Origin of the sequence: Streptomyces sp. NPDC006655, from assembly GCF_040703965.1 — a bacterium.
In the GTDB taxonomy this organism is placed as follows: Bacteria; Actinomycetota; Actinomycetes; order Streptomycetales; family Streptomycetaceae; genus Streptomyces.
The window spans coordinates 34,122-58,739 of sequence record NZ_JBEYJU010000014.1; the positions used below are offsets into that span (position 1 = coordinate 34,122).

The 24,618-nt window shown below is 71.1% G+C and carries 21 protein-coding genes and 1 riboswitch; of the genes, 17 read left to right on the plus strand and 4 right to left on the minus strand.

Annotated elements, in window-relative coordinates:
- Positions 1–58: 58 nt before the first annotated feature.
- Genes AB0958_RS11060 through AB0958_RS11070 form a run of 3 tightly spaced genes read left to right on the plus strand, consistent with a single transcriptional unit; the run spans position 59 to position 3,680 of the window.
- On the plus strand, positions 59–589 hold the full coding sequence (locus tag AB0958_RS11060; RefSeq protein ID WP_366890063.1) for a 2Fe-2S iron-sulfur cluster-binding protein: 531 nt from the start codon (positions 59–61) through the stop codon (positions 587–589).
- A complete protein-coding gene (locus tag AB0958_RS11065; RefSeq protein WP_366890064.1) occupies positions 586–1,593 on the plus strand; it encodes a xanthine dehydrogenase family protein subunit M in 1,008 nt (335 codons plus the stop codon). Before AB0958_RS11060 ends, AB0958_RS11065 begins: the two co-directional genes overlap by 4 nt.
- A 2-nt stretch (positions 1,594–1,595) precedes the next feature.
- Positions 1,596–3,680: a xanthine dehydrogenase family protein molybdopterin-binding subunit gene (locus tag AB0958_RS11070; RefSeq protein WP_366890065.1), complete on the plus strand. Its 2,085-nt coding sequence runs from the start codon at positions 1,596–1,598 to the stop codon at positions 3,678–3,680.
- On the opposite strand, the gene AB0958_RS11075 is transcribed toward AB0958_RS11070, so the two are convergent.
- Both AB0958_RS11075 and AB0958_RS11080 read right to left on the minus strand, forming a co-directional pair.
- Positions 3,658–5,331 carry an MFS transporter gene (locus AB0958_RS11075; RefSeq protein WP_366890157.1) on the minus strand — a complete coding sequence of 558 codons (1,674 nt, stop codon included), beginning with the start codon at positions 5,329–5,331 and terminating at the stop codon, positions 3,658–3,660. The genes AB0958_RS11070 and AB0958_RS11075 overlap by 23 nt on opposite strands.
- A gap of 92 nt (positions 5,332–5,423) precedes the next feature.
- Positions 5,424–5,855 (minus strand): MarR family transcriptional regulator, encoded by a 432-nt coding sequence (locus tag AB0958_RS11080; RefSeq protein WP_366890066.1) that lies wholly within the window; start codon positions 5,853–5,855, stop codon positions 5,424–5,426.
- Between the two features lie 130 nt (positions 5,856–5,985).
- On the opposite strand from AB0958_RS11080, the gene AB0958_RS11085 reads away from it, so the two are divergent.
- Positions 5,986–6,555 (plus strand): TetR/AcrR family transcriptional regulator, encoded by a 570-nt coding sequence (locus AB0958_RS11085; protein ID WP_366890067.1) that lies wholly within the window; start codon positions 5,986–5,988, stop codon positions 6,553–6,555.
- Between the two features lie 58 nt (positions 6,556–6,613).
- On the opposite strand, the gene AB0958_RS11090 is transcribed toward AB0958_RS11085, so the two are convergent.
- Complete coding sequence (locus AB0958_RS11090) at positions 6,614–7,270, minus strand: hypothetical protein (RefSeq protein ID WP_366890068.1); 657 nt, start codon at positions 7,268–7,270, stop codon at positions 6,614–6,616.
- Between AB0958_RS11090 and clpB the strand changes: the two genes are divergently transcribed.
- The 10 genes from clpB (at position 7,194) to fumC (ending at position 19,785) form a co-directional block, all read left to right on the plus strand.
- Positions 7,194–9,842 (plus strand): ATP-dependent chaperone ClpB, encoded by a 2,649-nt coding sequence (gene clpB, locus AB0958_RS11095; protein WP_366890069.1) that lies wholly within the window; start codon positions 7,194–7,196, stop codon positions 9,840–9,842. The two genes, AB0958_RS11090 and clpB, sit on opposite strands and share 77 nt — an antisense overlap.
- Positions 9,839–10,285, plus strand: a complete 447-nt coding sequence (trxA, locus tag AB0958_RS11100) for a thioredoxin (protein ID WP_366890070.1) — start codon at positions 9,839–9,841, stop codon at positions 10,283–10,285. Before clpB ends, trxA begins: the two co-directional genes overlap by 4 nt.
- 5 nt (positions 10,286–10,290) lie before the next feature.
- Positions 10,291–10,554, plus strand: coding sequence for a UBP-type zinc finger domain-containing protein (locus AB0958_RS11105; RefSeq protein ID WP_366890071.1), 264 nt, complete (start codon positions 10,291–10,293; stop codon positions 10,552–10,554).
- Entirely contained in the window at positions 10,554–12,368 is a 1,815-nt protein-coding gene (locus AB0958_RS11110) for an FAD-dependent oxidoreductase (RefSeq protein WP_366890072.1), read from the plus strand. The genes AB0958_RS11105 and AB0958_RS11110 overlap by 1 nt, the downstream gene beginning before the upstream one ends.
- A 31-nt stretch (positions 12,369–12,399) precedes the next feature.
- Positions 12,400–12,578: riboswitch (cobalamin riboswitch) on the plus strand.
- 54 nt (positions 12,579–12,632) lie between these two features.
- Positions 12,633–13,682 (plus strand): ABC transporter substrate-binding protein, encoded by a 1,050-nt coding sequence (locus AB0958_RS11115; RefSeq protein WP_366890073.1) that lies wholly within the window; start codon positions 12,633–12,635, stop codon positions 13,680–13,682.
- Positions 13,679–14,692 (plus strand): iron chelate uptake ABC transporter family permease subunit, encoded by a 1,014-nt coding sequence (locus AB0958_RS11120; RefSeq protein WP_366890074.1) that lies wholly within the window; start codon positions 13,679–13,681, stop codon positions 14,690–14,692. Before AB0958_RS11115 ends, AB0958_RS11120 begins: the two co-directional genes overlap by 4 nt.
- Entirely contained in the window at positions 14,689–15,510 is an 822-nt protein-coding gene (locus AB0958_RS11125; protein WP_366890075.1) for an ABC transporter ATP-binding protein, read from the plus strand. Before AB0958_RS11120 ends, AB0958_RS11125 begins: the two co-directional genes overlap by 4 nt.
- A gap of 4 nt (positions 15,511–15,514) precedes the next feature.
- Positions 15,515–15,880 carry a (2Fe-2S) ferredoxin domain-containing protein gene (locus AB0958_RS11130; protein ID WP_366890076.1) on the plus strand — a complete coding sequence of 122 codons (366 nt, stop codon included), beginning with the start codon at positions 15,515–15,517 and terminating at the stop codon, positions 15,878–15,880.
- Positions 15,881–16,636: 756 nt separating this feature from the next.
- Positions 16,637–18,310, plus strand: coding sequence for an NAD-dependent malic enzyme (locus AB0958_RS11135; protein WP_366890078.1), 1,674 nt, complete (start codon positions 16,637–16,639; stop codon positions 18,308–18,310).
- Complete coding sequence (fumC, locus tag AB0958_RS11140) at positions 18,307–19,785, plus strand: class II fumarate hydratase (RefSeq protein ID WP_366890079.1); 1,479 nt, start codon at positions 18,307–18,309, stop codon at positions 19,783–19,785. Before AB0958_RS11135 ends, fumC begins: the two co-directional genes overlap by 4 nt.
- A gap of 727 nt (positions 19,786–20,512) precedes the next feature.
- Here the strand turns inward: fumC and AB0958_RS11145 are convergent.
- Positions 20,513–21,223 carry a GntR family transcriptional regulator gene (locus tag AB0958_RS11145; protein WP_358982913.1) on the minus strand — a complete coding sequence of 237 codons (711 nt, stop codon included), beginning with the start codon at positions 21,221–21,223 and terminating at the stop codon, positions 20,513–20,515.
- Positions 21,224–21,341: 118 nt separating this feature from the next.
- Here AB0958_RS11145 and AB0958_RS11150 point away from each other — a divergent pair, with 118 nt between their 5' ends.
- The 3 genes from AB0958_RS11150 (at position 21,342) to AB0958_RS11160 (ending at position 24,608) form a co-directional block, all read left to right on the plus strand.
- Positions 21,342–22,178, plus strand: a complete 837-nt coding sequence (locus AB0958_RS11150; RefSeq protein ID WP_366890080.1) for a fumarylacetoacetate hydrolase family protein — start codon at positions 21,342–21,344, stop codon at positions 22,176–22,178.
- Between the two features lie 15 nt (positions 22,179–22,193).
- A complete protein-coding gene (locus tag AB0958_RS11155; protein WP_366890081.1) occupies positions 22,194–23,120 on the plus strand; it encodes a VOC family protein in 927 nt (308 codons plus the stop codon).
- A 264-nt stretch (positions 23,121–23,384) separates the two neighbouring features.
- Positions 23,385–24,608 (plus strand): MFS transporter, encoded by a 1,224-nt coding sequence (locus AB0958_RS11160; protein WP_366890082.1) that lies wholly within the window; start codon positions 23,385–23,387, stop codon positions 24,606–24,608.
- Positions 24,609–24,618: the final 10 nt, after the last annotated feature.

A 24,618-nucleotide genomic window follows, 5' to 3' on the forward strand; every position in this document is an offset into this window, starting at 1 on the left:
CGTGACCTGGATACCTGGACCAGGCGGCGGCACACCCCGTCGGGAAGACAGGCACGCCATGGACAGTGACATCCAGCGCTCCGAGACCACCCTCCGGGTCAACGGCAAACCCCACACCCTGCTCCTCGACCACCGGCGCGTCCTGCTGGACGTGCTCCGCGAGGACCTGGACCTGACCGGCGCCAAGAAGGGCTGCGACCACGGCCAGTGCGGCGCCTGCACCGTGCTGGCCGACGGACGCCGGGTGAACAGCTGCCTGCTGCTCGCCGTGTCCCTCGACGGCAGCGAGATCACCACCGTCGAAGGCCTGTCCGCCGACGGCGAGGCCCCGCACCCGCTGCAACGGGCCTTCCTCGACCGCGACGCCTTCCAGTGCGGCTACTGCACCCCCGGTCAGCTCTGCTCCGCCCTGGGCGTGCTCAGCGAGGCCGCCGCCGGGCACCCCTCGCACGTCACCGACCCGGCGGCGCCGTCCGGGCGGCCGGTCCCGCTGGACCGGACCGAGATCCGCGAGCGGCTCAGCGGCAACCTGTGCCGGTGCGGGGCCTACCCCCGGATCGTCGACGCGGTGCGGGACGTGATCCCGTGAGGTCCTTCGACTACGTCCGCGCCCGCACCCCCGAGGAGGCCGTCGAGGCCTTCATCGACCGCCCCGGCGCCCGCTACCTGGCCGGCGGCACCAACCTCGTCGACCTGATGAAACTCGGCGTCGAACGGCCCACCGCCCTCATCGACGTCAGCCGCCTCCCCCTGGACGGGGTGGCGGAACTGCCCGACGGGACACTGCGGGTCGGCGCCACCGTCCGCAACAGCGACCTCGCCGCCCACCCCCTGGTCCGCGACCGCTACCCGGTGCTGTCCCAGGCGCTGCTCGCCGGCGCCTCCGGCCAGCTGCGCAACGTCGCCACGACCGGCGGCAACCTCCTCCAGCGCACCCGCTGCAGCTACTTCCAGGACCCCGGCAAGCCCTGCAACAAACGCCGGCCGGGCAGCGGCTGCGGCGCCCTGGACGGCGTCCACCGCGACCACGCCGTCCTCGGCACCTCCCCGCACTGCATCGCCACCCACCCCTCCGACATGGCCGTCGCCCTCGCCGCCCTGGGCGCCCGCATCGAGCTGTACGGCCCCGAGGGCGCCCGCACCGTCGAGGCGACCGACTTCCACCGGCTGCCCGAGGAACACCCCGAGCGCGACACCGAGATCCGCCCCGGCGAGCTGATCACCGGGGTGCTGCTGCCCGCCGCCGCGGCCGGCGTGCCCTCGGCCTACCGCAAGGCCCGGGACCGGGCGTCGTACGCCTTCGCGCTCGCCTCCGTCGCGGTCGTACTCCGGGTCGCCGACGGGCAGGTCGGCCAGGTGGGCCTGGCCTTCGGCGCGCTCGCCCACCGCCCCTGGCGGGCCCGGGTCGCGGAGGCGGCCCTGCTGGGCGAGGCGGCCACCCCGGCGGTGTTCGCGAGCGCCGTCGACCTGGAACTCGCCGCCGCCCGCCCCCTGCCGGACAACGCCTACAAACTGCCCCTCGCCCGCAACCTCGCCCTCGACGTGCTGGCCCGGCTCACCCCGGCGCCCGCCCCGCTCCCACCCCGGAGGTAGCCATGGCCCGCACCGCCCTCGGCGACCCGGCCGAGCGCCGGGAAGGGCTCGCCAAGGTCACAGGCGCCGCCCGCTACGCCGCCGAGCACCCCCTGTCCGGCCGCGTGTTCGCCCGGGCCGTCCCCGCCGCCGTGATCCGCGGCCGGATCACCGCCGTCGACAGCGGACCCGCCCGCGCCGTCCCCGGCGTGCTCACCGTCCTCACCCACGAGAACGCCCCGCGCCTGGCCGAACCCGACGACGCCACCCTCGCCCTGCTCCAGGGTCCCGACGTACCGCACCGCGGCTGGTGCGTCGCCCTGGTCGTCGCCGAGACCCCCGAGGCGGCCCGGGCCGGCGCCGACGCCGTCCAGGTCACCTACGAGACCGCCGACCACGACGTGGTGCTCGTCCCCGGCCACCCCGCCACCCGTGCACCCGACGAGGCCAACGGCGGCCAGCCCGCCCGCCACCGGCACGGCGAGCCGGAGTCCGCCTTCGCCCGGTCCGCCGTCCGGGTGGACGTCACCTACCGCACCGGGCCCCTGCACAACCACCCGATGGAACCCCACGCCAGCACCGCCCAGTGGGACCGCGGCCGGCTGACCGTCCACACCTCCAGCCAGGGCACCAGCGACGTCCGCAGCGTGCTGGCCGGGTTGTTCGCCGTGCCCGTCGACCGGATCACCGTACGCGCCGAGCACGTCGGCGGCGGCTTCGGCTCCAAGGGCTCCGCGCGCCCGGACGTGGTCCTCGCCGCCATGGCCGCCCGCCACACCGGCCGGCCCGTCACCGTGGCCTGGCCGCGCCGCGGGATGCCCACGACGGTCGGCCACCGCGCCCCGACCCTCAACCGGCTGCGGCTGGGCGCCACCTCGGACGGGCAACTGACCGCCCTCCTGCACGACGTGACCACCCACACCTCACCGGTCAGGTCGTACGTCGAGCTGGCGGGCACCACCTCGGGCGTCATGTACGCCACGCCGAACCTGGACATCGTCCACCACGTCGTCCCGCTGGACGTACCCAGCCCGTCCTGGATGCGCGCCCCGGGCGAGGCGACCGGGATGTACGCCCTGGAGTCGGCGATCGACGAACTCGCCGACGAACTGGGCATGGACCCGATCGAGCTGCGGATCCGCAACGAACCCGACCGCGAACCCGCCGGCGGCCTGCCCTTCAGCAGCAGGCACCTCGTCGAGTGCCTGCGCGAGGGCGCCCGCCGCTTCGACTGGCACCACCACGTGCGGCGCGCCGAGGGCCCGCTGCTGATCGGCACCGGCGTGGCCGCCGCCAGCTACCCGGTCCTTGTCTCCCCGTGCACGGCCACCGCCGAGGCCAGGGCGGACGGCACCTTCCTCGTCCGGGTGAACGCCTCCGACATCGGCACCGGCGCCCGGACCGTCCTCGCCCAGATAGCCGCCGACGCCCTCGGCGCGCCCCTCGACCGGGTCCGTACCGAGATCGGCGACAGCGATCTGCCCCAGGCGCCGGTGGCCGGCGGCTCGTCCGGGACCTCGTCCTGGGGCTGGGCCGTGCACGAGGCCTGCGCCCGGCTGCTGAACCGGCTCGCCGACCACACCGGCCCGCTGCCCGAGCGCGGGCTCGGCGTCCGCGCGGACACCAGCGGACGCGCCGACGCCGACAGCTCCTACGCCCGCCACGCGTTCGGCGCCCACTTCGCCGAGGTCGCCGTGGACACCGTCACCGGCGAGGTCCGGGTCCGCCGCCTCCTCGGCGTCTACGCGGCCGGCCACATCCTCAACCCCCGTACCGCGCGCTCCCAGTTCGTCGGCGCCATGACGATGGGCCTGGGCATGGCCCTGACCGAGGGCAGCACGCTGGACCCGGCGTACGGCGACTTCGCGGAGTCCGACCTCGCCTCCTACCACGTCCCCACGCACGCCGACGTCCCCGACATCGAGGCGCACTGGATCGACGAGGACGACCCGCACCTCAATCCCATGGGAAGCAAGGGCATCGGCGAGATCGGCATCGTCGGCACCCCCGCCGCCATCGGCAACGCCGTCCACCACGCCATCGGCAGCCGCATCCGCACCCTGCCGCTGACCCCGGACCGGGTCCTCACCGCTTTGGACGCACGGTGACCCGCGCGGCGGGGGCCGGGAGCGCACCGCCGGCCCGGTGGCCGCCGCGCAGCGCGGAGGCCACGGCGGAGGCCAGGGCCATGCCCGCGGCCACGCCGAAGACGATGCCCAGGCCGTGGTGGAAGGGGCCGGAGACCAGCCGCGGGAAGAAGGTGTGCCCGGTCAGGACCGCCCGCTGGGCCGCCGAGACGTGGTCGAGGGCGCCCTCGGACGACAGCAGGTGCTGGATCGGGTTGTCGCCGAGGAACGTCGCGAACAGCGTGCTCACCGGCGGCAGCGACGCGGCGTGCGCGGCGGAGGCGGCCGGCACGCCGTGCGCCGTGAGCCCGTTCCGCAGCGTGTCCGGCAGCGCGGCGGCCAGCCCGGACACCATCAGCGAGAAGAACACCCCGATGGACAGCGCCGTACCGGAGTTCTGGAAGGTGGAGCGCATCCCCGAGGCGACGCCCCGGTACTCGGCGGGCACGCTGCCCATGATCGAGGACGTGTTGGGCGCCGAGAACATGCCCTGGCCGAGCCCGTTGAGCAGCAGCAGCGCCGCGAACGGCCCGTAGCGGAAGTCGACGGGCAGTGCCAGCAGTCCCAGGAAGGACAGGGCGACGACCAGGAGGCCCGCGGTGGAGAACAGCCGGGCCCCGAACCGGTCCGACAGATAGCCGGAGACCGGGCCCGCGACGAGGAAGCCGAGGGTGAGCGGCAGCATGAAGATGCCGGCCCACAGCGGGGTCTCCTCGAAGTCGTAGCCGTGCAGGGGCAGCCAGATGCCCTGGAGCCAGATGATCAGCATGAACTGGAGGCCACCGCGGGCGATCGCGGTCAGCAGGGCCGCCAGGTTGCCCGCGGCGAACGCCCGCACCCGGAACAGGGACAGGTCGAACATGGGCTCGGCGACCCGGGTCTCGACGACGCAGAACGCCAGCAGCAGCAGGACACCGCCGATCAGCCCGCCGAGCACCCACGGGTTGCGCCAGCCGGTGGCGCTGTCGCCGTAGGGCTGGATGCCGTAGGTGATGCCGGCCAGCAGGATGCCCGCGCCCACCGCGAAGGTGAGGTTGCCCAGCCAGTCGATCCGGCCGGGCCGGCCCGTCGAGGTCTCCCGCAGGCTCAGGTACGACCAGACGGTCCCCGTGACGCTGACCGGGACGCTCACCCAGAACACGGCACGCCAGTCGACGACGGCCAGCAGGCCGCCCGCGAGCAGACCGAGGAACTGCCCGGCCAACGCGGTGATCTGGTTGATGCCGAGGGCCATGCCGCGCTGCCGGGCCGGGAACGCGTCGGTGAGGATGGCGGCCGAGTTGGCGGTGAGCATGGACCCGCCGAACGCCTGCACGATCCGCCACAGGATCAGCCACAGGGCGCCGGCCCCCGCCCGGAACGGATCGAGCGACAGCGCGACCGAGGCGCACGCGAAGATCAGGAAGCCGAGGTTGTAGATCTTCACCCGCCCGAACATGTCGCCGAGCCGGCCGAGTACGACGACCAGCACGGCGGAGACCAGCAGGTACCCCAGGATCATCCAGAGCAGATAGCCGATGTTGCCCGGCGCGAGCGGGTCGAGGCCGATCCCGCGGAAGATCGCCGGCAGCGAGATGATCACGATCGAGGCGTCCATGGTGGCGATCAGGACGCCCAGTGTGGTGTTCGACAGCGCGACCCACTTGTAGCCGGGCCCCGGCGGAGTCTCCTGGCGGCGGGCCGAGCGCGGCGAGCCGGGCCGCGCGCCGGAGGGCGTACGCGCGCTCACAGCCGTTCCGCCAGACGTCCGAGCACGGGCAGGGCCGAGGCGAGGGCCGCCCGTTCCGCGGCGGAGAGCTCGTCGAGCACCGTCGCGAGCCGCTGCACCGACTCCGAGCGCCGCTCGGCGAGCACGGCCCGCCCGTCCTCGGTGACGGCCACGATGCTCCGCCGCCCGTCCGCGGCGTCGGGGGAACGGGTCACCAGGCCGCGTTGTCCGAGCTGGGCGAGGGTGCTGGCCATGGCCTGCGGCCGGACCCGCTCCAACTCGGCGAGCGCGCTGGGGGAGTCAGGGCCGTCGGCCGCGAGGCGCGCGAGCACGGACACCCCGGAGAGCGAGATGTCCCCCACGGCATGGGCCTGCCGCAGCCGCCGCGTCACCCGCCCGACCGCGAGCCGCAGTTCGGAGGCCAGCCGGGAGGTCTCGTCCGTCTCCATATCTACTGACACTAGGTTTATCAGCCTGGACTGTTCAATCAATCTTCAGTAAATCCGACCTGCGGGAGGCTGGGGCGGGCCTGTAAACCGGTCGGTTTCTGATGGGCCGGAATCGCGTTACCCTCGCCCCATGACCACCGACGCGAAGTCAAACTCCCGGCAGCGGCTGCTGGAGGCGGCGGCCACCCTCACGTACCGAGACGGTGTCGGCATCGGCGTCGACGCGCTGTGCAAGGCGGCGGGAGTGTCGAAGCGCTCCATGTACCAGCTGTTCGACAGCAAGGACGAACTGCTGGCGGCCAGCCTGGAGGAACGCGCCGCCGTCTACGCGGCGACGCTGCTGCCGCCGGCGGACGACGGCCGGTCACCCCGCGAGCGGATCATGCACGTCTTCGACCGGCTGGTGTCCCAGGCGGGTGCGCCGGACTTCCAGGGCTGCCGGTACCTCGCCGTGCAGATCGAGCTCAAGGACCAGAACCACCCGGCGAGCCGGGTGGCCCACCGGGTCAAGGAGGGCCTGACCGCCTTCTTCCGCGCCGAGGCCGAACGGGGTGGCGCGAGCGACCCCGAGCTGCTCGCCCGGCAGCTGATCCTGGTCTTCGACGGCGTCAGCGCCCGCGCGGGAATCAAGGCCGACACACCCGCCGGGCTGGTCGCTCCCACCGTGGCGGTGCTGCTGGACGCCGCGGACCTGCGCTGACCCGTCGACCGCTCAGTCCGCTACGCGCTTCGTGCCATGCGCTCCTCGGCCGGCGCCGTCACCCACCCCGGTGCGCGGGCCCTGATCCGCTGCCTGCCGCAGCCAGGGTCGCCCGCATCCGCTGCTCCTCGCGAGCAGAGCCGACGTCCCGCTCCAGGGGTGTGCGGCTCACGGCTGTCGCGAGGTCTTCCAAGGCCCTTTTCTGCAGTTCCGCTTCGCGCCGCACGACCGGGCTCGCCTTGTCGGCGGCGGCCTCCTCCCACGCGTGGAGGGCCTCCGCCACGCGTCCCCACTCCGGGTTCCGGTGCTCGCGCACGGCGGCTGCCGCCTTCGCGGTGTCCGTCTCCAGAGCCTCGGCGAATCGCTTCGCCTCGGGGGCGGAACGGCTGTCGGCCCGCGGGGCGTGGCCCTCCATGAGCATCGCTGCCCGGCCGAACCCCTTGAGTGCCTCCTGCGCCTCCTGCGCCTCGCGCGACGTCAGGCTCCTGGGGCGGACCGGCTCCCGCCGTGCCCGGTCGTACGCCTCCTGCCAGGTGGCACGTGCCTCCCTGCTCTCCAGCAGCGCCCTGCGCATGGCGGCGTGGTGCTCCCGGGTCGGTTCGGCGTAGTCGCGGAGCACCGCGGCCGCGTAGCGGCCGTTGGCGGCGAGCCAGTCCGCGAGCCAGTCCGCGAGCCGGCCCGGCAGCCGGGGCGTCTCCCAGGCGGGGAACACCACGTACGCCAGCATCGCGAGGGCCCCGCCGAGCAGGGCGCTCGCGCTCCTCGATCAGGAGGACGGTCTGATCCCACGGTTGCTGCACCAGGCCGGCACCGAGCCGAAGGAACTGCGCGCGGCCGTGCGTGAGGAACTCTCCCGTCGCCCGAAGGTCACCGGTCCCGGCGCGGCACCCGGCCAGGTCTTCGTCACGCAGCGCCTGTCCCGCCTGCTCGATGCCGCCGAGCGGGAGGCCAGACGACTCAAGGACGAGTACGTGTCCGTGGAGCACCTCCTGCTCGCCCTGGCCGAGGAGGGTCCGGCGACCGCCGCCGGACGCCTGCTCAAGGAGCACGGCGTGACCCGGGATTCGTTCCTGGGCGCGCTCACCCAGGTCCGCGGCAACCAGCGGGTCACCTCCGCCAACCCCGAAGTGGCCTACGAGGCTCTGGAGAAGTACGGCCGCGACCTGGTCCTCGAGGCCCGGTCCGGGCGGCTGGACCCGGTCATCGGCCGTGATGCGGAGATCCGCCGCGTCACCCAGATCCTCAGCCGCAAGACCAAGAACAACCCCGTCCTCATCGGCGACCCCGGCGTCGGCAAGACCGCCATCGTCGAGGGCCTGGCCCAGCGCATCGTGCGCGGCGACGTCCCCGAGGGCCTGCGCGACAAGACGGTGTTCGCCCTCGACATGGGCTCCCTGGTCGCCGGCGCCAAGTACCGCGGCGAGTTCGAGGAACGCCTCAAGGCCGTACTGGCCGAGGTGAAGGCCGCCCAGGGACGCATCCTGCTCTTCGTCGACGAACTCCACACCGTCGTCGGCGCGGGAGCCGCCGAAGGGGCCATGGACGCGGGCAACATGCTCAAGCCGATGCTCGCCCGCGGCGAACTCCACATGATCGGCGCCACCACCCTCGACGAGTACCGCAAGCACATCGAGAAGGACGCCGCCCTCGAACGCCGCTTCCAGCAGGTGCTGGTCGACGAGCCGAGCGTCGAGGACACCATCTCCATCCTGCGCGGACTGCGCGAACGCCTGGAGGTCTTCCACGGCGTGAAGATCCAGGACACCGCACTGGTCTCCGCGGCCACCCTCAGCCACCGCTACATCACCGACCGGTTCCTGCCCGACAAGGCCATCGACCTCGTCGACGAGGCGTGCGCCCGGCTGCGTACCGAGATCGACTCGATGCCCGCCGAACTCGACGAGATCACCCGCCGCGTCACCCGTCTGGAGATCGAGGAGGCGGCCCTGTCCAAGGAGACCGACGCCGCCAGCAGGACCCGCCTGGAGGAACTGCGCAGGGAACTGGCCGACCTGCGCGGCGAGGCCGACGCCAAGCACGCCCAGTGGGAGGCCGAACGGCAGGCCATCCGCCGCGTGCAGGAGCTGCGCCAGGAACTGGAGCAGGTCCGCCACGAGGCGGAGGAGGCCGAACGCGCCTACGACCTCAACCGCGCCGCCGAACTCCGCTACGGACGCCTTCAGGACCTGGAGCGCCGGCTGAAGGCAGAGGAGGAGCAACTGGCCGCCAAACAGGGGCAGAACCGGCTGCTGCGCGAGGTCGTCACCGAGGAGGAGATCGCCGAGATCGTCGCCGCCTGGACCGGCATCCCCGTCGCCCGCCTCCAGGAGGGCGAACGCGAGAAGCTGCTGCGCCTCGACGAGATCCTGCGCGAGCGCGTCATCGGCCAGGACGAGGCCGTGAAACTCGTCGCCGACGCCATCATCCGCGCCCGCTCCGGCATCCGTGACCCGCGCCGCCCCATCGGCTCGTTCATCTTCCTCGGGCCCACCGGCGTCGGGAAGACCGAGCTGGCCAAGACCCTCGCGGCGGCCCTGTTCGACTCCGAGGAGAACATGGTCCGCCTCGACATGAGCGAGTACCAGGAGCGGCACACCGTCAGCCGGCTCATGGGCGCACCGCCCGGATACATCGGCTACGAGGAAGGCGGACAGCTCACCGAGGCCGTACGCCGCAAGCCGTACTCGGTCGTGCTGTTCGACGAGATCGAGAAGGCGCACACCGATGTCTTCAACACCCTGTTGCAGGTCCTCGACGACGGCCGCATCACCGACTCCCAGGGCCGCACCGTCGACTTCCGCAACACCGTGATCATCATGACGTCCAACATCGGCTCCGAGCACCTCCTCGACGGCGCCACCGCCGAGGGCGAGATCAAGCCGGACGCCCGCGCCCTGGTGATGGGCGAGCTGCGGGGGCACTTCCGCCCGGAGTTCCTCAACCGCGTCGACGACATCGTGCTGTTCAAGCCGCTCGGCGAGCGGCAGATCGAGCGGATCGTGGAGCTTCAGTTCGACGAGCTGCGCCGCCGCCTCGCCGAACGCCGCATCACCGTCGAACTCACCGATGCCGCACGCGAGGTGATTGCCCATCAGGGTTACGACCCGGTGTACGGGGCCCGGCCGCTGCGCCGCTACATCTCCCACGAGGTCGAGACGATGATCGGCCGCGCCCTGCTGCGCGGTGACGTCCAGGACGGCGCGACGGTCCGCGTCGACGCCGAACACGGAGAACTGGTCGTGACCTACGACCAGCCCGAGGACGCGAAGGGAGCGCGGGCGGCATGAGCACGATGCAAGCGACGACCGTCAGGTGTCCCCACTGCGGGCGCACCAACCGGGTGCCCGTGGCCGCGGAGGGCCGCCCCAGGTGCGGTCACTGCAAGCAGCCCCTGCCGTGGCTGGTGGACGCGGGCGACGACGACTTCACCGAGGTCGCCGAGCGGGCCGACGTCCCCGTCGTGGTCGACCTGTGGGCCACCTGGTGCGGCCCCTGCCGCATGGTCAGCCCCGCACTCGAGAAGGTCGCCACCGATCTCGCCGGCCGCATCAAACTCGTCAAGGTCGACATCGACAAGAGCCCGCGACTGGCGCGGCGTTTCGAGGTCCAGGCCGTACCGACACTGCTGATCCTCGACCGGGGCGAGACGGTCGCCCGGCAGGCGGGGGCGGCACCCGCCCCCGCTCTGCGTCAGTGGGTGGAACAGTCGCTCACCGCCCGGAAAGGGTGATCCCGATGACCCTGCACACAGACCCCCACCTCGCGCTCGTCCGGCCGGTCCAGCCACTGACCCCGGAAGGGTGTCAGGAGTGCCTGAGGCTCGGCTCCCCGTGGGTCCACCTGAGGCTCTGCCTGACCTGCGGGCACGTCGGCTGTTGCGACTCCTCGCCGAACAAGCACGCCCGCAAGCACGCGGCCGCCGTCGCCCACCCGATCGTGCAGTCCTTCCAGCCCGGCGTGGACTGGCGCTGGTGCTTCGTCCACGAGGCGTTCGTCTGATGTCCGGCGACCAGTCGCCGCCGGGCGAAGAACCGGTGCCGGAGAACGCGGACGAGGCCGCCTTCTGGGAGACCCCGGACATCTACGGCGCGTATCCGCGCCTCACGGAGGACCAGACAGCACGTCTGGCGGAGCACGGGCAACGCCGGACCATGGCTGCGAACGACGTGCTGATCCGGGAGGGGGAGCGCTGCGAGACGTTCTACGTCGTCCTCAGCGGTACCGTCGCCGTCCTCGAGGACTACGGCACTCCCGAGGAGCACGTGCTGCGCGTGCACGGCCCCGGTCGCTTCATCGGCGAACTCGGCCTGCTGCACGGACAAGTGGCCTTCTACACCGCTGTCGCCAGGGAGCCGGGCGAGGTCCTCGTCCTCTCCCTGGACCAGTTGCGCCACCTGGTGTCCCAGGACCCCACCATCGGGGACCTCGTGCTGCGCGCCTGTCTGTGCCGTCGCGCGCTGCTCGTCGGACAGGGCGCCGGCTTCCGCATCATCGGCTCTCGCTACTCGCCCGACACCAGACGGCTGCGCGAGTTCGCCGTCCGCAACCGGCTGCCGCACCGCTGGATCGACCTGGAGACCGACGAGGAGGCCGAGGAACTGCTGCGCCGCTTCGGCGTCGGTCCGGCGGAGACACCACTCGTCATCTGGCGGGACACCACCTTGTTGCGCAACCCGAGCAACGCGGAACTGGCCCGGCTCATCGGCCTGCCGTCCCTGCCCGCCGGAAGCCGACACGGCGACGTCCTCATCGTGGGCTCCGGACCTGCCGGCCTCGCTGCCGCGGTGTACGCCGCCTCCGAAGGTCTGAGCACCACGGTGGCGGAGGCGATGGCCACCGGAGGCCAGGCCGGCACGTCGTCCCGCATCGAGAACCTGCTCGGCTTCCCGTCCGGCATCTCCGGCGCCGAACTCACCGAACGCGCAGTGCTCCAGGCCGAGAAATTCGGCGCCGGGATCAGCCTTCCACTGGAGGCGACCGGTCTGCACCGCAAGGACGACGACCACTACGTCGTGGCGTTCGCCGACGGCAGCGAGATCGCCGCCCGCGCCGTCGTCCTGGCCATGGGTGCCCGTTACCGCCGGCTCCGGGTGCCCGGCATCGAACGCCTGGAGGGAACGAGCGTGCACTACTCGGCGACCGTCTACGAGGCCCAGCAGTGCCGCGCCGACCCGGTGGCCGTCGTCGGCGGAGGCAACTCGGCGGGCCAGGCGGTGCTGTTCCTCGCCGGGTACGCGCCGAAGGTGCACCTGCTGGTCCGAGGAGCGAGCCTGGAGGCCAACATGTCCCGCTACCTCATCGACCAGGTCGAGCGCCATCCGCGGGTGGAGGTCATGCTGCACACCGAGGTCACCGAGGTCATCGGCCAGGAGGTGCTGGAGGAGCTCGACGTGGTCGACAACCGCACGGGCGTGCACCGCCGCCTCGCGGCGCGGAGCCTGTTCGTCTTCACCGGCGCCGAACCTCACACCGAGTGGCTCGCCGGCACCGTCGCCGTCGACTCCCGCGGCTTCGTCCTCACCGGGCCGGAGGCCCAGGAAGCCTGCACCTCTCCCGAGGTGTGGCACGGCCGCGGGCGCCCGTGCATGACCCTCGAGACCAGCCTGCCCGGGGTCTTCGCGGTGGGGGACGTCCGCAGCGGCTCGGTGAAGCGGGTGGCCTCCGCGGCCGGTGAGGGCGCGATGGCCATCCACTTCGTGCACCGGCACCTGGGGCACTCGGCCGTACCCGGCACCACGGGCACACCGGCTGCCACGGGCCACTCGGACGCCTCCCCGCGCCTCCGTCACAAGGAGTCCGCATGGCTCGCATGACCGCACGCACGACGTGACCGTACGACGGACTTGATAGCCTCAGCGGGCCAGTCGAGCCACATCCGAGGCCAGGGAATCCGGTGCGAACCCGGAACTGACGCGCAGCGGTGAGGGGGACGGGCGGGGCACGCAACGCCACTGGGAGACCGGGAAGGCGTCCCGTCCGGACGAACCCGAGTCCGAAGACCTGCTGGCACCTCCGCGCTTCGGCGTGGAGGGACGTCCGTAGGCCAGGCTCCGCGTACGAGCCCCGACCCCAGAGGCATGCCCGTGCTCCGCGCCCCCGCCCTCATCCGCACTCCGGTGTTTCTCCTCACGTCCTCCCTGCTGCTCACCGCCTGCGGCTCCTCCGGTGCCGACAGCGCGAAGTCGGCGAAGACCGCGGCCGCCGGGTACCCGGTGACCCTCGACGACTGCGGCCAGAAGGTCACCCTGACAGCGGCGCCGAAGCGGGCCGTGTCCCTCAACCAGGGCAGCACCGAGATCCTGCTCTCCCTCGGCCTCGCCGACCGCATTGCCGGTACGGCCACGTGGACCGACCCGGTGATGAAGGGCCTGGAGAAGGCGAACGCTTCCGTGCCGCGCCTCGCCGACAACGCGCCCTCCTTCGAGAAGGTCCTGGACGCCGAACCCGACCTCGTCACCGCCTCGTTCGTCTCCACCCTGGGCAAGGGCGGGGTCGCCACCCGCGCGCAGTTCGAGAAGCTGGGCGTGCCCACGTATGTCTCGCCGTCCGACTGCTCGGGCAAGGACAACGACAGCGGCGGCGACGGATCACGCAGCGAGCCGCTCACGCTCGATGTCGTGTACGGCGAGATACGTGACCTGGCACGGGCGTTCGGCGTGGAGGCGCGGGGCGAGAAGCTGGTCGCATCCCTGAAGAAGCGGGTCGGCACGGCCACCGCCGGGCTCAACGGCTCCGACGTCTCGCTCATGTACTGGTTCGCCAACTCCCGGTCGCCCTACCTCGCCGGCTGCTGCGGCGCACCGGGCGCCATCACCCGTGCGGTCGGCGCGAAGAACGCCTTCGCCGACACCCACGACGAATGGCCCCAGAGCAGCTGGGAGACGGTCGCCGACCGCGACCCCGATGTGATCGTGATCGGCGACCTGACCCGCAGGCAGCAGACCGCGGAGACCGCCGCCGCCAAGATCCGCTTCCTGGAGACCAACGCCGCCACCCGCAACCTGACCGCCGTCAAGAAGAAGTGGTACGTCCTGCTGAGCGGACAGGCGATGAACCCGTCCATCCGCACCATCGAGGGGATCGAGAAGGTCGCAGCCGGTCTGCGCGACTTCGGGCTCGCCAAGTGAGCGTGCGTGCCCTGCTGGTGACCGGTGGCGGACTGGCCGCGCTGCTCGCGTCGATCGCCGTGGCTGTGACGATCGGTCCCGCCGACATCTCCACGGCAGACGTCTGGGCGTCCGTCGCGGCCCATCTCGGCCTCGGCGAGAGCACGTTGGCGCCGCTGCGGGACGGCATCGTGTGGAACCTGCGGATGCCGCGCACGCTGCTCGCCGCCGTGTGCGGTGCCGGGCTCGCCGTGTGCGGGGCGGTGATGCAGTCCCTGCTGCGCAATCCGCTCGCCGACCCCTTCGTGCTCGGCGTGTCCTCCGGCGCGTCCACGGGAGCGGTCGCCGTGGTCGTGCTGGGCGTCGGCGGCGGAGTGATCTCCCTGTCGGCAGGCGCCTTCCTCGGCGCGCTGCTCTCCTTCGCCCTGGTGCTGCTGCTCAGCCACACCCTCGGCGGCGGCACCGACCGGGTCGTGCTGTCAGGAGTGGCGGTCATGCAGCTGTTCTCCGCGCTGACCTCGTTCACCGTCCTGACCTCAGCGGACGCCGAGACCACCCGGGGCGTCCTGTTCTGGCTGCTCGGCTCGCTCACCGCGGCCGACTGGGGACAGGTGCTGCTCTGCACGGCCGTCCTGGCCGTGGTCCTCGTCGCCTGCCTCGGGTACGCCCGTACGCTCGACGCGTTCGCCTTCGGTGAGGAGGCCGCCGCCGGACTCGGAGTCCACGTCGCCCGTACCCGCCTGGCCCTCCTCTCCGTGACCGCACTGCTCACGGCCGTCCTGGTCGGCTGCGCCGGCGCGATCGGCTTCGTCGGCCTGGTCCTGCCCCACGCCACCCGCGTCCTCACCGGCTCCGGACACGCCCGGCTGCTGCCGGTCACCGCGCTGACCGGGGCCGTCTTCCTGGTGTGGGTGGACACCCTCGCCCGTACGGTCCTCGACCCCCAGGAGGTCCCGGTGGGCGTGGTGACGTCCCTCATCGGCGTGCCGGCGTTCCTGGCCGTGCTCTACCGCGGACGGAGAAGGACATGACCAGCCTGCACGCGGACCGCGTCGTACGACGCCTCGGCGACAATATCGTCGTCGACGGCGTCACCCTCACTCTGAGCCATGGCGAGACCGTCGGCCTCCTCGGCCCCAACGGCTCAGGAAAGTCGACGCTGTTGAGACTGTTGGCCGGAGTCCTCGCCCCCACCGTCGGCGTCGTCACCTTGGACGGACGTCCCCTGGCCGATCTCGGCCGCCGCGCCACCGCCCGCCGGATCGCCACGGTCGAGCAGCATGCCGACACCCAGACCGAACTGACCGTTCACGACGTCGTCGCCCTCGGCCGCATCCCGCACCGCCGCGCCTGGGCGCCGGCCTCGGCAGCCGACGCCGATGCCGTCGCCGAAGCCCTGGCCCGCACCGGACTGACCGAGCGGGCCGGCCAGTCCTGGCACACCCTGTCCGGCGGCGAACGCCAGCGCACCCAGATCGCCCGCGCGCTCGCCCAGGAACCCCGCGAGCTCCTCCTCGACGAACCCACCAACCACCTCGACATCCAGCACCAGCTCGACCTGCTGGCACTCGTCGCGAGCCTGCGGGTCACCGCCGTCATCGCCCTGCACGACCTCAACCTCGCCGCGATGTACTGCGACCGCCTGCTCGTCCTGCGCGAGGGCCGCGCCGTCGCGGAGGGCACTCCGGCCGAGGTCCTGACGCCCACCCTCATCGAGCAGGTCTACGGCGTCCGTGCCGAGGTCGGCCACGACCCCGGCCACCCCGTGATCCGCTTTCTGCGCCCGGCCGTCCGGGACGAAGATCCCCCGAAGAGGAGTGTGACGAGCGATGCCTCGACAGCGCCCTGAAGCAATGGGCACGGAGCTCACGTCCGCCGAGCCGGCACCGTGCCGCGTCGTCGTGTGCCGGGACTGCTGCTGCGGAACCCCGAAAGTCACAGGTGTGGATCACGACCGGCAACTCGCGCGCCTTGCCGAGGAGGTACCGGTACGGGTCTCCGACTGCCTCGACGTCTGCGAGCACGCGAATGTGATCGTCGTCCAGCCTTCCGCGGCCGCACGTGCCGCCGGTGCGCGCCCGGTCTGGCTCGGACTCGTCAACGACGCGGCCGCCACCGAGGACGTCGCCGGCTGGGTACGGGCGGGTGGCCCTGGAGTCGCCCCGTGCCCCGACATCCTCGACCTCTACGTCTTCACGCCACCCCGCAGGGCGCGATGAGTACGAAGGCGGCCGGCTGCAGAGGACCGGGCATCGTCCACGAGCGTCTTCGGGTCCGACGCGCGCCAAGTAGCGTGCAGACCGCCCCTGACCTGCACAAAGCAGGCAGGGAGCAGTCTTCCAGGAGTGCGACATGCTGCGATGTTCGCCTCCTGCACTGGTACAACGACTGCTTCGCACTGGCCGTCGGCGCCCGCCACCTCGCGATGCCCGCACCAGGCGTTCGCCGTCGGAGCCCATATCCTCGGGCTCCGATTCCACCTGGAAACCGATCCCCGTGACATCGGACACTGGCTCATGGGCCACGCCGAGGCTCTTCTCGCCGCGGACACTGAGTGGCTGGACGAGGCCGGCTGCCGAGCACAACCCTCCGCACGTGGTGCCGCGAGCCGGACATTCCCCGAGCTTGGCTTTCGCAGTGCGCCTTCACCCAGTTCGTCGCGATGGCGACCTGAGCTGCCCGTAGACGTCGTCCCTGCTCGGACGGCACGGTGCAGGTAACTCTCCCTGCGATCCTTGTGGTGGGCATTGAAGGATCCCCGACGGTCCTGAGGTCAAGCGTGTGTCAGCAGACTCGGCGGGGTTACCCGCGCAATTGTCCCGGCCGTGGGCAGTCCCGGGTGATCCGGCGAACCGGCTCGACAGCGACGAGCGGCGGGGACAGGTGCCTCGCGTACGGCAGTGACGGACCTGGGTGACGCTCCCGGTCCAGGCCCGCGGGGCGGTAATCAGAATGCACGCGCCCCCAGGGAGGGCATGATGACCAAGCACACCGCGCGGACTCCGGCCATTCCAGGCGTCCTGACTGATCCACTCCGCAACCGGGGCGTGGGGTTCACGCAAGCGGACCGGGACGAGCTGGGCCTGACCGGGCGCCTGCCGTCCGCGGTACTGACGCTGGAGCAGCAGGCGCAGCGCGCGTACCAGCAGCTACAGGCCCAGGACGGTGACCTGGCCAAGAACGTGTATCTGGAGCAGCTGCACGACCGCAACGAGACTCTGTACTACAAGGTGCTCACCGATCACCTGGTGGAGTTGTTGCCGGTCGTGTACGACCCCACGGTGGGCGAGGCGATCGAGAAGTACTCCCATGAGTACCGCCGCCCGCGTGGCGTCTTCTTGTCCATCGACCGGCCCGAGGACATCGAGAAGGCCTTCGCCACGCTCCAACTCGGACCCGAGGACCTGGACCTGATCGTGTGCAGCGACGCGGAGCAGATCCTGGGCATCGGCGACTGGGGCGTGGGCGGCATTCAGATCGCGGCCGGCAAGCTGGCGGTCTACTCCGCGGCAGCCGGCATCGACCCGGCCCGCGTCATCCCCGTGTCACTGGATGTGGGAACGGACCGCGAGGAGCTGCTGAAGGACCCGCTGTACCTGGGCAACCGGCACCCCAGGGTCCGGGGCGCCGACTACGACGCGTTCATCGAGACGTACCTGCGGACGGTCTCGGCGATGTTCCCGCGTGCGCTGCTGCACTTCGAGGACTTCGGCCCCAGCAACGCCCGGCGGATCCTGGAGACCTACGGCGGCTACCGGATCTTCAACGACGACATGCAGGGCACCGGTGCGATCACCCTGGCCGCAGTCCTGTCGGCCATCAAGGTCAGCGACGTGCCGATGCGAGAGCAGAGGGTGGCGGTCTTCGGCGCGGGTACCGCCGGGGTGGGCATCGCCGACCAGCTGCGCGATGCCATGGTTCGTGACGGTGCGAGCCGCCGGGAGGCCAAGGCCCAGGTCTGGCTGATCGACAAGCCGGGCCTGCTCACCCGCGACACAAGTGACCTGCGTGACTTCCAGCAGCCCTACGCACGCGATCCGTCGGAGGTCGCCGACTGGCCGGAGGAGGACGGCGGGATCTCCCTGCTGGAAACCGTCAAGCAGGTCAAGCCGACGATCCTGCTGGGCACCTCCACCGTGCACGGGGCGTTCACCCGCGAGGTCGTCGAGGCCATGGCCGAGGGCACCGAGCGTCCGGTCATCCTCCCGCTGTCCAACCCGACCTCGCGCATCGAGGCCATGCCGGCCGACGTCATCGCCTGGTCGAAGGGCAAGGCCCTGGTCGCCGTCGGAATCCCCGTCCCGCCCGTCGAGCACGACGGGGTGACCTACGAGATCGCGCAGGCCAACAACGCGCTGCTGTATCCCGGTCTGGGCCTGGGTACGGTCGTTTCCGGCGCATCGAAGGTGACCGATGGGATGTTGCTCGCAGCTGCCCGGGCGGTGGCCGACCAGGTCGACGTCAGCGCACCCGGCGCCTCTCTGCTGCCCCCTGTGGAGAACCTGCGCAAGTCCTCCGCGATCACCGCGGCGGCGGTGGTCGAAGCGGCGGTCAGCGACAGCGTCGCCACCAGCGCGCCGGCCGATCCCGGCCAGGCCGTCCGCCAGGCCATGTGGGAGCCCGGCTACGGGAAGGGAGCGACGGCATGACCGCGCGGCAGTCGGGCGCCGGCAAGCACGAGGACACGCCGGAGGTTCTCGACGTGCCCATGGGGCTGGACGCGACCGGAACCCGGCGGGAGACGGACTCGATGGGCGCGATCGACGTACCGGCGGACCGGTACTGGGGTGCCCAGACACAGCGGTCCCTGATCCACTTCTCCATCGGGGACGACCGGATGCCCAAGGCGGTCTACCACGCCTACGGCCACGTCAAGAAGGCGGCCGCGATCCTCAACGGGCGGGCCGGGCGGCTGCCCGCCTGGAAGGCCGACCTGATCGAAAAGGTCGCTGACGAGGTCATCGCGGGCAAGCTCGACGATCACTTCCCGCTGTATGTGTGGCAGACCGGGTCCGGGACGCAGTCCAACATGAACACCAACGAGGTGATCAGCAACCGAGCGATCCAGCTGGTCGGCGGCGAGCTGGGCAGCAAGTCCCCGATCCACCCCAACGACCACGTCAACATGGGGCAGTCCTCCAACGACACCTTCCCCACCGCCATGCACGTCGCCGCGGTCAAGGCGGTCCACGAGCATCTGTTGCCCAGCGTGCAGGCGCTTCAGCGGGCGATCGAGGACAAGGCGGAGCAGTGGCGCGACGTGGTGAAGATCGGCCGCACCCATCTGGAGGATGCGGTCCCGCTCACCGTCGGACAGGAGTGGTCCGGCTACGCCCACCAACTGGCACAAGCCGTCGACCGGACCACCGCCTCCGCCGAGGGCCTGTACGAGCTCGCCGCGGGCGGCACCGCAGTCGGCACCGGGCTGAACGCCCCACCCGGCTTCGGCGAGCAGATCGCCGGCGAGATCGCCGCCGCGACCGGCTATCCCTTCCGCACCGCGGAGAACAAGTTCGCCGCCCAGGGCGGCCTGGATGCCATGGCCGGCGCCTCCTCCGGCCTGCGTGCCCTCGCCGTGCCGCTGATGAAGATCGCCAATGACATCCGGTGGCTGGCCTCAGGGCCCCGCTGCGGACTGGGCGAACTGATCCTTCCCGCCAACGAGCCGGGATCCTCGATCATGCCGGGCAAGGTCAATCCGACCCAGTGCGAGGCGATGGTCATGGTCTGCCTCCAGGTCCTCTCCGAGGACGCCGCCGTCGCCTTCGCCGCCTCACAGGGCAACTTCGAGCTCAACGCCATGCGCCCGGTCATCATCAACAACTTCCTGCACGCGGCCACCATCCTCACCGACGCCTGCGCCAACCTGCGCCAGTACTGCATCGAGGGTGCCGAGCTCCACCGCGACCAGATCGACTCCTATGTCGACCGGTCCCTCATGCTGGTCACCGCCCTCTCCCCGGTCATCGGCTACGACAAGGCATCGGCCATCGCGCACAAGGCCGACGAGGAGGGCACCACCCTGCGTGAGGCCGCACTGGACTCCGGCTCCATCAGCGCCGAGGACTTCGACCGCATCGTCAACCCGGCCGCCATGGCCCGCCCACCTCATCGATCGCAGTAGAGCCCGGTCTTCTGGCGGCGGTGGCCCCTCACCACCTCCACAGAACCCGATACGAGACCACCATCGGGCACCGCACCTTCCGCAGTCATCGGGCAGTGAGCGCAGCAGGACGCCACATGACCGGTGTCGCGTACCCCGCCGTCGGGTCGACGGCGAGGAAGCGGGCGAGGTCGGCGACCTTGGCGCCGGCATCGGCGGCCACGCCGCCTTGCGGCCTCTCGCAGGTCCGGCATCCGGTGCAACAGATCTGGACCTGGTTCGGGTTGCCGGTGCCGGCGAACACCGGCGCGACCCCATTCCGAGCGGTTTCCGGAGGCCCTGTTGTCGTTGTTGTACGGCTCGAGCCCGTTGACTTCAACTCGCCCGCCGTGTCGTGCGATTGCCGCGCGGACGTGTACGGCAACGTGGCCGATCGTCCTGATCGGGTTCGCTGGTATCCGTCGGACATGACGGACGCGGAGTGGGCGGAGGTCCGGCCGTTGTTGCCGGTGTCGGCCTGGTTTCAGGGGCGGGGCGGACGGCCGAGGGTTACTGTCACCGGCAGCTGCCGAACGCGGTCCGTTACCTGGTCGCGGGCGGGATCTCGTGACGGGCGGTGCCTTGCTGCCAGGGCCCCCGGCGCAGCCTGTCTGCGCGACCTCTTGGACGACACCGACTGCCTGGGCGCGGTGAACGACCGCCGCAGAGGCCACGGCGCGAGGCAGGCTCGCTGACCAGCGTGTTTCTTTCACCAACCAGACGGGGGGCCGGGGTCCTGCTTGCCCTTTTCCTCGTGCTGTTCGTAATCGTCGAGCAGTAGTTGCGAGGTGATGTTGATGTGCTGGCTGAGTGCCTCGACGACGCCTGGTGCATCCCGGGCGATGGCGCGATCGCAGATCATCTTGTGTTCTGCGGCGACATCGCGGTGGCTGTGCTCGGCCGGTGTGCGGGCCCAGCAGCGGTAGACCTCGGCGGCATCGCGCAGCTGTGCGGCGATGTCCCGCAGCTGCCGGTTGGGACATCCCTCCAGCAGGACGCGGTGGAAGCGGGCGTGGGCGTTCAGCCAGCGGTCGCTGAGGGCTCCGTCGTCGCTGAAGTACGGAGTGCGGGCGAGATGGTGGTGTGCCGCCAGCAGATCGGACTCCCACTCGATGGTGCCGGCGGCGACGGACTCCTGGACCACGTGGGTCTCGATGAATACGCGGGCCTCGGTCAGCTCCTGCAGGCGCTCCGGGGAGACGGTGACGACCCGGAACCCTTGCTGCGGCGCGAAGGTCGCCAGTCCCTGGCCGACCAGCCGGGGCAGCGCCTCCCGTAGTACCCCGCTGCTGGCGCCGTAGGTGTCCTTCAGGGCCTCCACGCGCAGACGTGAACCGGGCTCGTGCCGTCCGTTGAGGATGTCCGCGCGCAGCCGCTTGTAGATCTCCTCGGCGCGGGTCATGGGGCGGGTCGTGGTCATGTCGAAGATACTAACCCACCTGGTTATTTTATAAAAATCTCGAGATTTCATTGACGTATCGACGGAGAGGGCGTTGACTCCAGACGTCCAGCACCAAGAGCACCGGAGGCAGCGCACCATGAGGACGACGACCCGATCCGGACGGATGTGTCTGGTGACCGGAGCGGCGGTGATCGATGTCGAGCAGGCCAGTGCTGGTCGGTTTTCGGCTGATCCGCTGGCGGTGTTCGAGGAGTGGGACGCGTTCCGGTCGTGGGCTGCAAAGATGGAGCCTGCAGGCGCCCACGGAGCGACCGGGCCGGACGGCGGTGTTTCGCCGACGCCGCGGCAGGTGTTCGCGATCGGATTGAACTACCGTTGCCACGCCGAAGAGGCCGGCCTCGCGGCGCCTGAGTCCCCGTCGGTCTTCACCAAGTTCGCCACGGCCCTCACCGGCCCGGACACGCAGCTGAGGCTGCCCAGCGGCCGCGTCGACTGGGAAGCCGAACTTGTGGTGGTGATGGGGCGCCGGGCGGAGCACGTGGCCGCCGGGGACGCCTGGTCCTACGTGGCCGGGCTGACCGCGGGGCAGGACTACTCCGAGCGCGAGGTGCAGTCCGTCGGCCCCGTCCCGCAGTTCTCCCTGGGCAAGTCCTTCCCCGGCTTCGCGCCGACCGGGCCGGTACTGGTCACGGCCGACGAGTTCGCGGATCCGGACGACCTGGCGATCGAATGCCTCGTCAACGGGGAGAGCGTCCAGAAGTCCCGCACCTCGTCGATGATCTTCCCGGTCGCCGAGTTGATCGAAAGGCTGTCGGCGGTCTGCCCGTTGCTGCCGGGCGACCTGATCTTCACCGGCACTCCCGCGGGAGTCGGACACGCCCGCACCCCCCAGCGCTATCTGAGGCCAGGAGACGAGGTCATCACCCGCATCGAGGGCATAGGACAGCTCCGGCAGACCTGCGTCGCCGCCTGAGAGAAGGGCACCACCATGGCCTTGCACCGACTGCAGTCACTCACCGTCGGCGTGCCGAACGTGCCCGAGGCTGCCGACTACTACGTCGACTTCGGACTCGAACAGGTGGCACCCGGACGGTTCGCCACCGTCGAAGGCGGTGAACAGTTCCTCCTCGAACATTCCCCCGTCCGGCGCCTGCTGGCGATGACGGTCGCCGCCGAGGACGGCGACGACCTGGACCGGATCGCCGCGAACCTGGAACGGCTCGAGCTGTCCTGCGAACGCGACGCCGACGCCCTGCGCACCACGGAACCCGTCGCCGGTATCTCGGTGGACGTGCGCATCGCACCCCGGCTGACCCGGATCACCGTGCCGGCCACCCCGTACAACGGTCCCGGACGCCTCGACCGTGCCGGCACCCGAGCACCCGTACTCTCCCGCACCGACCCGGTCCGGCCCCTGGCCCTGGGCCACGTCGTCATAGGTTCGGTGGAACAGGACTCGACACAGCGGTTCTTCACCGAAGGACTCGGATTCAAGGTCAGTGATGTCGTGCCCGGCTCAGCCGCGTTCCTGCGCTGCTCCACCGACCACCACAACGTCCTGGTGCAGCAGGCGCCGCTCAACTTCCTGCACCACACCTCCTGGCAGGTGACGGATGTCGACGAGGTGGGCCGGGGCGCCACGCGCATGCTCACCGAGCACCCGGAACGCCATGTGTGGGGGCTCGGCCGCCATCACATCGGCTCGAACTTCTTCTGGTACCTCAAGGATCCGGCCGGCAACTTCAGCGAGTACTACGCCGACATGGACTGCATCGTCGACGACCAGCTGTGGACGCCACGATCCTTCGAAGGAATGCAGGCGCTCTACACCTGGGGGCCTCCGCCGCCGCCGTCGTTCCTCGCTCCCGAAGACCTGGCCGCGCTGATGGCAGGCGCCCATAAGGCCAACAACTGAGAGCGCCCGGCACCGTACACCGCGACGAGGCGCGTTGCCCCGCCCGCATCACCCGGATGAGCCCCGAACCGCATTCCTGCGCCGACCCGCCGTCGGCGAGCCGCACACAGACACCCACGCCCCTTTCCCGCAGCGCCGCGGTCAGCAGTCGCGACGGGTGAGACCGCTGAAACCGGAGCCGGAACATTGAGCACACCAGCCTTCGTCCGTCGGCGCGGCCGACCGTCCCCGGGCCCTTCATCGCGGTCAGGCACCGCACTCGCCGTGGGCCTGGCTGTGATGACACTGGAGGGCTTCGACCTCGTCGCCTACGGTGCGACCACTCCGCTGCTGCTGGGCTACCGTCCCTGGCACCTCTCCGTCGCCTTCGTCGGCCTGCTCGGCAGCCTCACTCCGATCGGCATGCTCGTCGGCTCCCTGCTGGTCGGCCAGTTCACCGACCGGTTCGGCCGGCGCCGCACGACCCTGATCAGTATCGCGGTGGTCAGTGCCGGGATGTTCGCCTGCGCCGCGGCACCCCTTCCCGCACTGTTCGGCGCCGGCCGACTCGTCGTCGGGCTCGGTGTCGGTGCGATCTACCCGGCGATGGGCCCACTGATCTTCGAACTGGCCCCGGACAGGCGAAAGAACCTCTACTCGGGCATCGTCCAGTGCGGGACCGCCATCGGCGGTTCGTTCGCGGCCCTCGTCGCCAACACACTGCTGAGTGGGCACGGTTTCCACCAGGAGTACCTGGTCGGCGGCATCGCCGGTCTGCTTCTGCTGCCCATGGCCTTCGTCTGGCTGCCCGAGTCCACGGAGTACCACCAGGCGGTCAGCGCGTCGACCCCGGACCTCGGCAACCGTGGTGTCCGGCTGGTGCTCAGACCGCCCTACCGTGGTATCACCCTGATGTTCTGTGCCATGGCGGCCCTGTCGTTCTTGCTCATCTTCGGCATGAACACCTGGCTGCCGCGGCTGATGCAGACGGCGGACCATCCGCTGCAGGACTCAGGGACCTTCCTCGTGCTGCTGAACCTCGGTGCCACCGTCGGCGGGCTCGCGATGGCGCTGCTGGCCGACCGTGCCGGATCGAGGGGCCCGATCACGGCCAGTTTCGCCCTCGGAGCCGCCGCGATCGTGGCCATGAGCGCCCGACTGCCGCTGCCGGTGCTCTACGGCATCGTGACAGTCGGCGGCTGCGGCGCGGTCGGCGTCCAGGGACTGATCAACGTGTACATCTCACGTTCCTACCCGGTGACCGCAAGGGCCAGCGCGGTGGGTGTCGCGCTCGGGGTGGGTCGCATCGGCGCCATCGCCGGCCCCACGTTCGGCGGCTGGATCCTCGCGGCCGGCCTGGAACCCCGCTGGAACTTCGTCCTCTTCGCCGTCCCCGCCGTCCTCGGCGCAGCCCTCGCCCTGGCTGTCGGCGGACGGACATCCCGGAACCAGGGCCGTCTCGCCCCCGCGCCGCGCGCCAAAGAGCCGACGGCCGGACACACACAATGAAAGAGCGCAT

What these genes read in the sequence shown, in the direction of transcription:
- AB0958_RS11125 (WP_366890075.1), top strand. Translation starts at nt 14,689, where the DNA reads ATGACCAGCCTGCACGCGGACCGCGTCGTACGACGCCTCGGCGACAAT.
- AB0958_RS11085 (WP_366890067.1), top strand. Translation starts at nt 5,986, where the DNA reads ATGACCACCGACGCGAAGTCAAACTCCCGGCAGCGGCTGCTGGAGGCG.
- AB0958_RS11130 (WP_366890076.1), top strand. Translation starts at nt 15,515, where the DNA reads ATGGGCACGGAGCTCACGTCCGCCGAGCCGGCACCGTGCCGCGTCGTC.
- AB0958_RS11110 (WP_366890072.1), top strand. Translation starts at nt 10,554, where the DNA reads ATGTCCGGCGACCAGTCGCCGCCGGGCGAAGAACCGGTGCCGGAGAAC.
- AB0958_RS11145 (WP_358982913.1), bottom strand. Translation starts at nt 21,223, where the DNA reads ATGACCACGACCCGCCCCATGACCCGCGCCGAGGAGATCTACAAGCGG.
- AB0958_RS11060 (WP_366890063.1), top strand. Translation starts at nt 59, where the DNA reads ATGGACAGTGACATCCAGCGCTCCGAGACCACCCTCCGGGTCAACGGC.
- AB0958_RS11080 (WP_366890066.1), bottom strand. Translation starts at nt 5,855, where the DNA reads ATGGAGACGGACGAGACCTCCCGGCTGGCCTCCGAACTGCGGCTCGCG.
- AB0958_RS11115 (WP_366890073.1), top strand. Translation starts at nt 12,633, where the DNA reads ATGCCCGTGCTCCGCGCCCCCGCCCTCATCCGCACTCCGGTGTTTCTC.
- AB0958_RS11150 (WP_366890080.1), top strand. Translation starts at nt 21,342, where the DNA reads ATGAGGACGACGACCCGATCCGGACGGATGTGTCTGGTGACCGGAGCG.
- AB0958_RS11135 (WP_366890078.1), top strand. Translation starts at nt 16,637, where the DNA reads ATGATGACCAAGCACACCGCGCGGACTCCGGCCATTCCAGGCGTCCTG.
- fumC (WP_366890079.1), top strand. Translation starts at nt 18,307, where the DNA reads ATGACCGCGCGGCAGTCGGGCGCCGGCAAGCACGAGGACACGCCGGAG.
- AB0958_RS11070 (WP_366890065.1), top strand. Translation starts at nt 1,596, where the DNA reads ATGGCCCGCACCGCCCTCGGCGACCCGGCCGAGCGCCGGGAAGGGCTC.
- AB0958_RS11105 (WP_366890071.1), top strand. Translation starts at nt 10,291, where the DNA reads ATGACCCTGCACACAGACCCCCACCTCGCGCTCGTCCGGCCGGTCCAG.
- AB0958_RS11155 (WP_366890081.1), top strand. Translation starts at nt 22,194, where the DNA reads ATGGCCTTGCACCGACTGCAGTCACTCACCGTCGGCGTGCCGAACGTG.
- trxA (WP_366890070.1), top strand. Translation starts at nt 9,839, where the DNA reads ATGAGCACGATGCAAGCGACGACCGTCAGGTGTCCCCACTGCGGGCGC.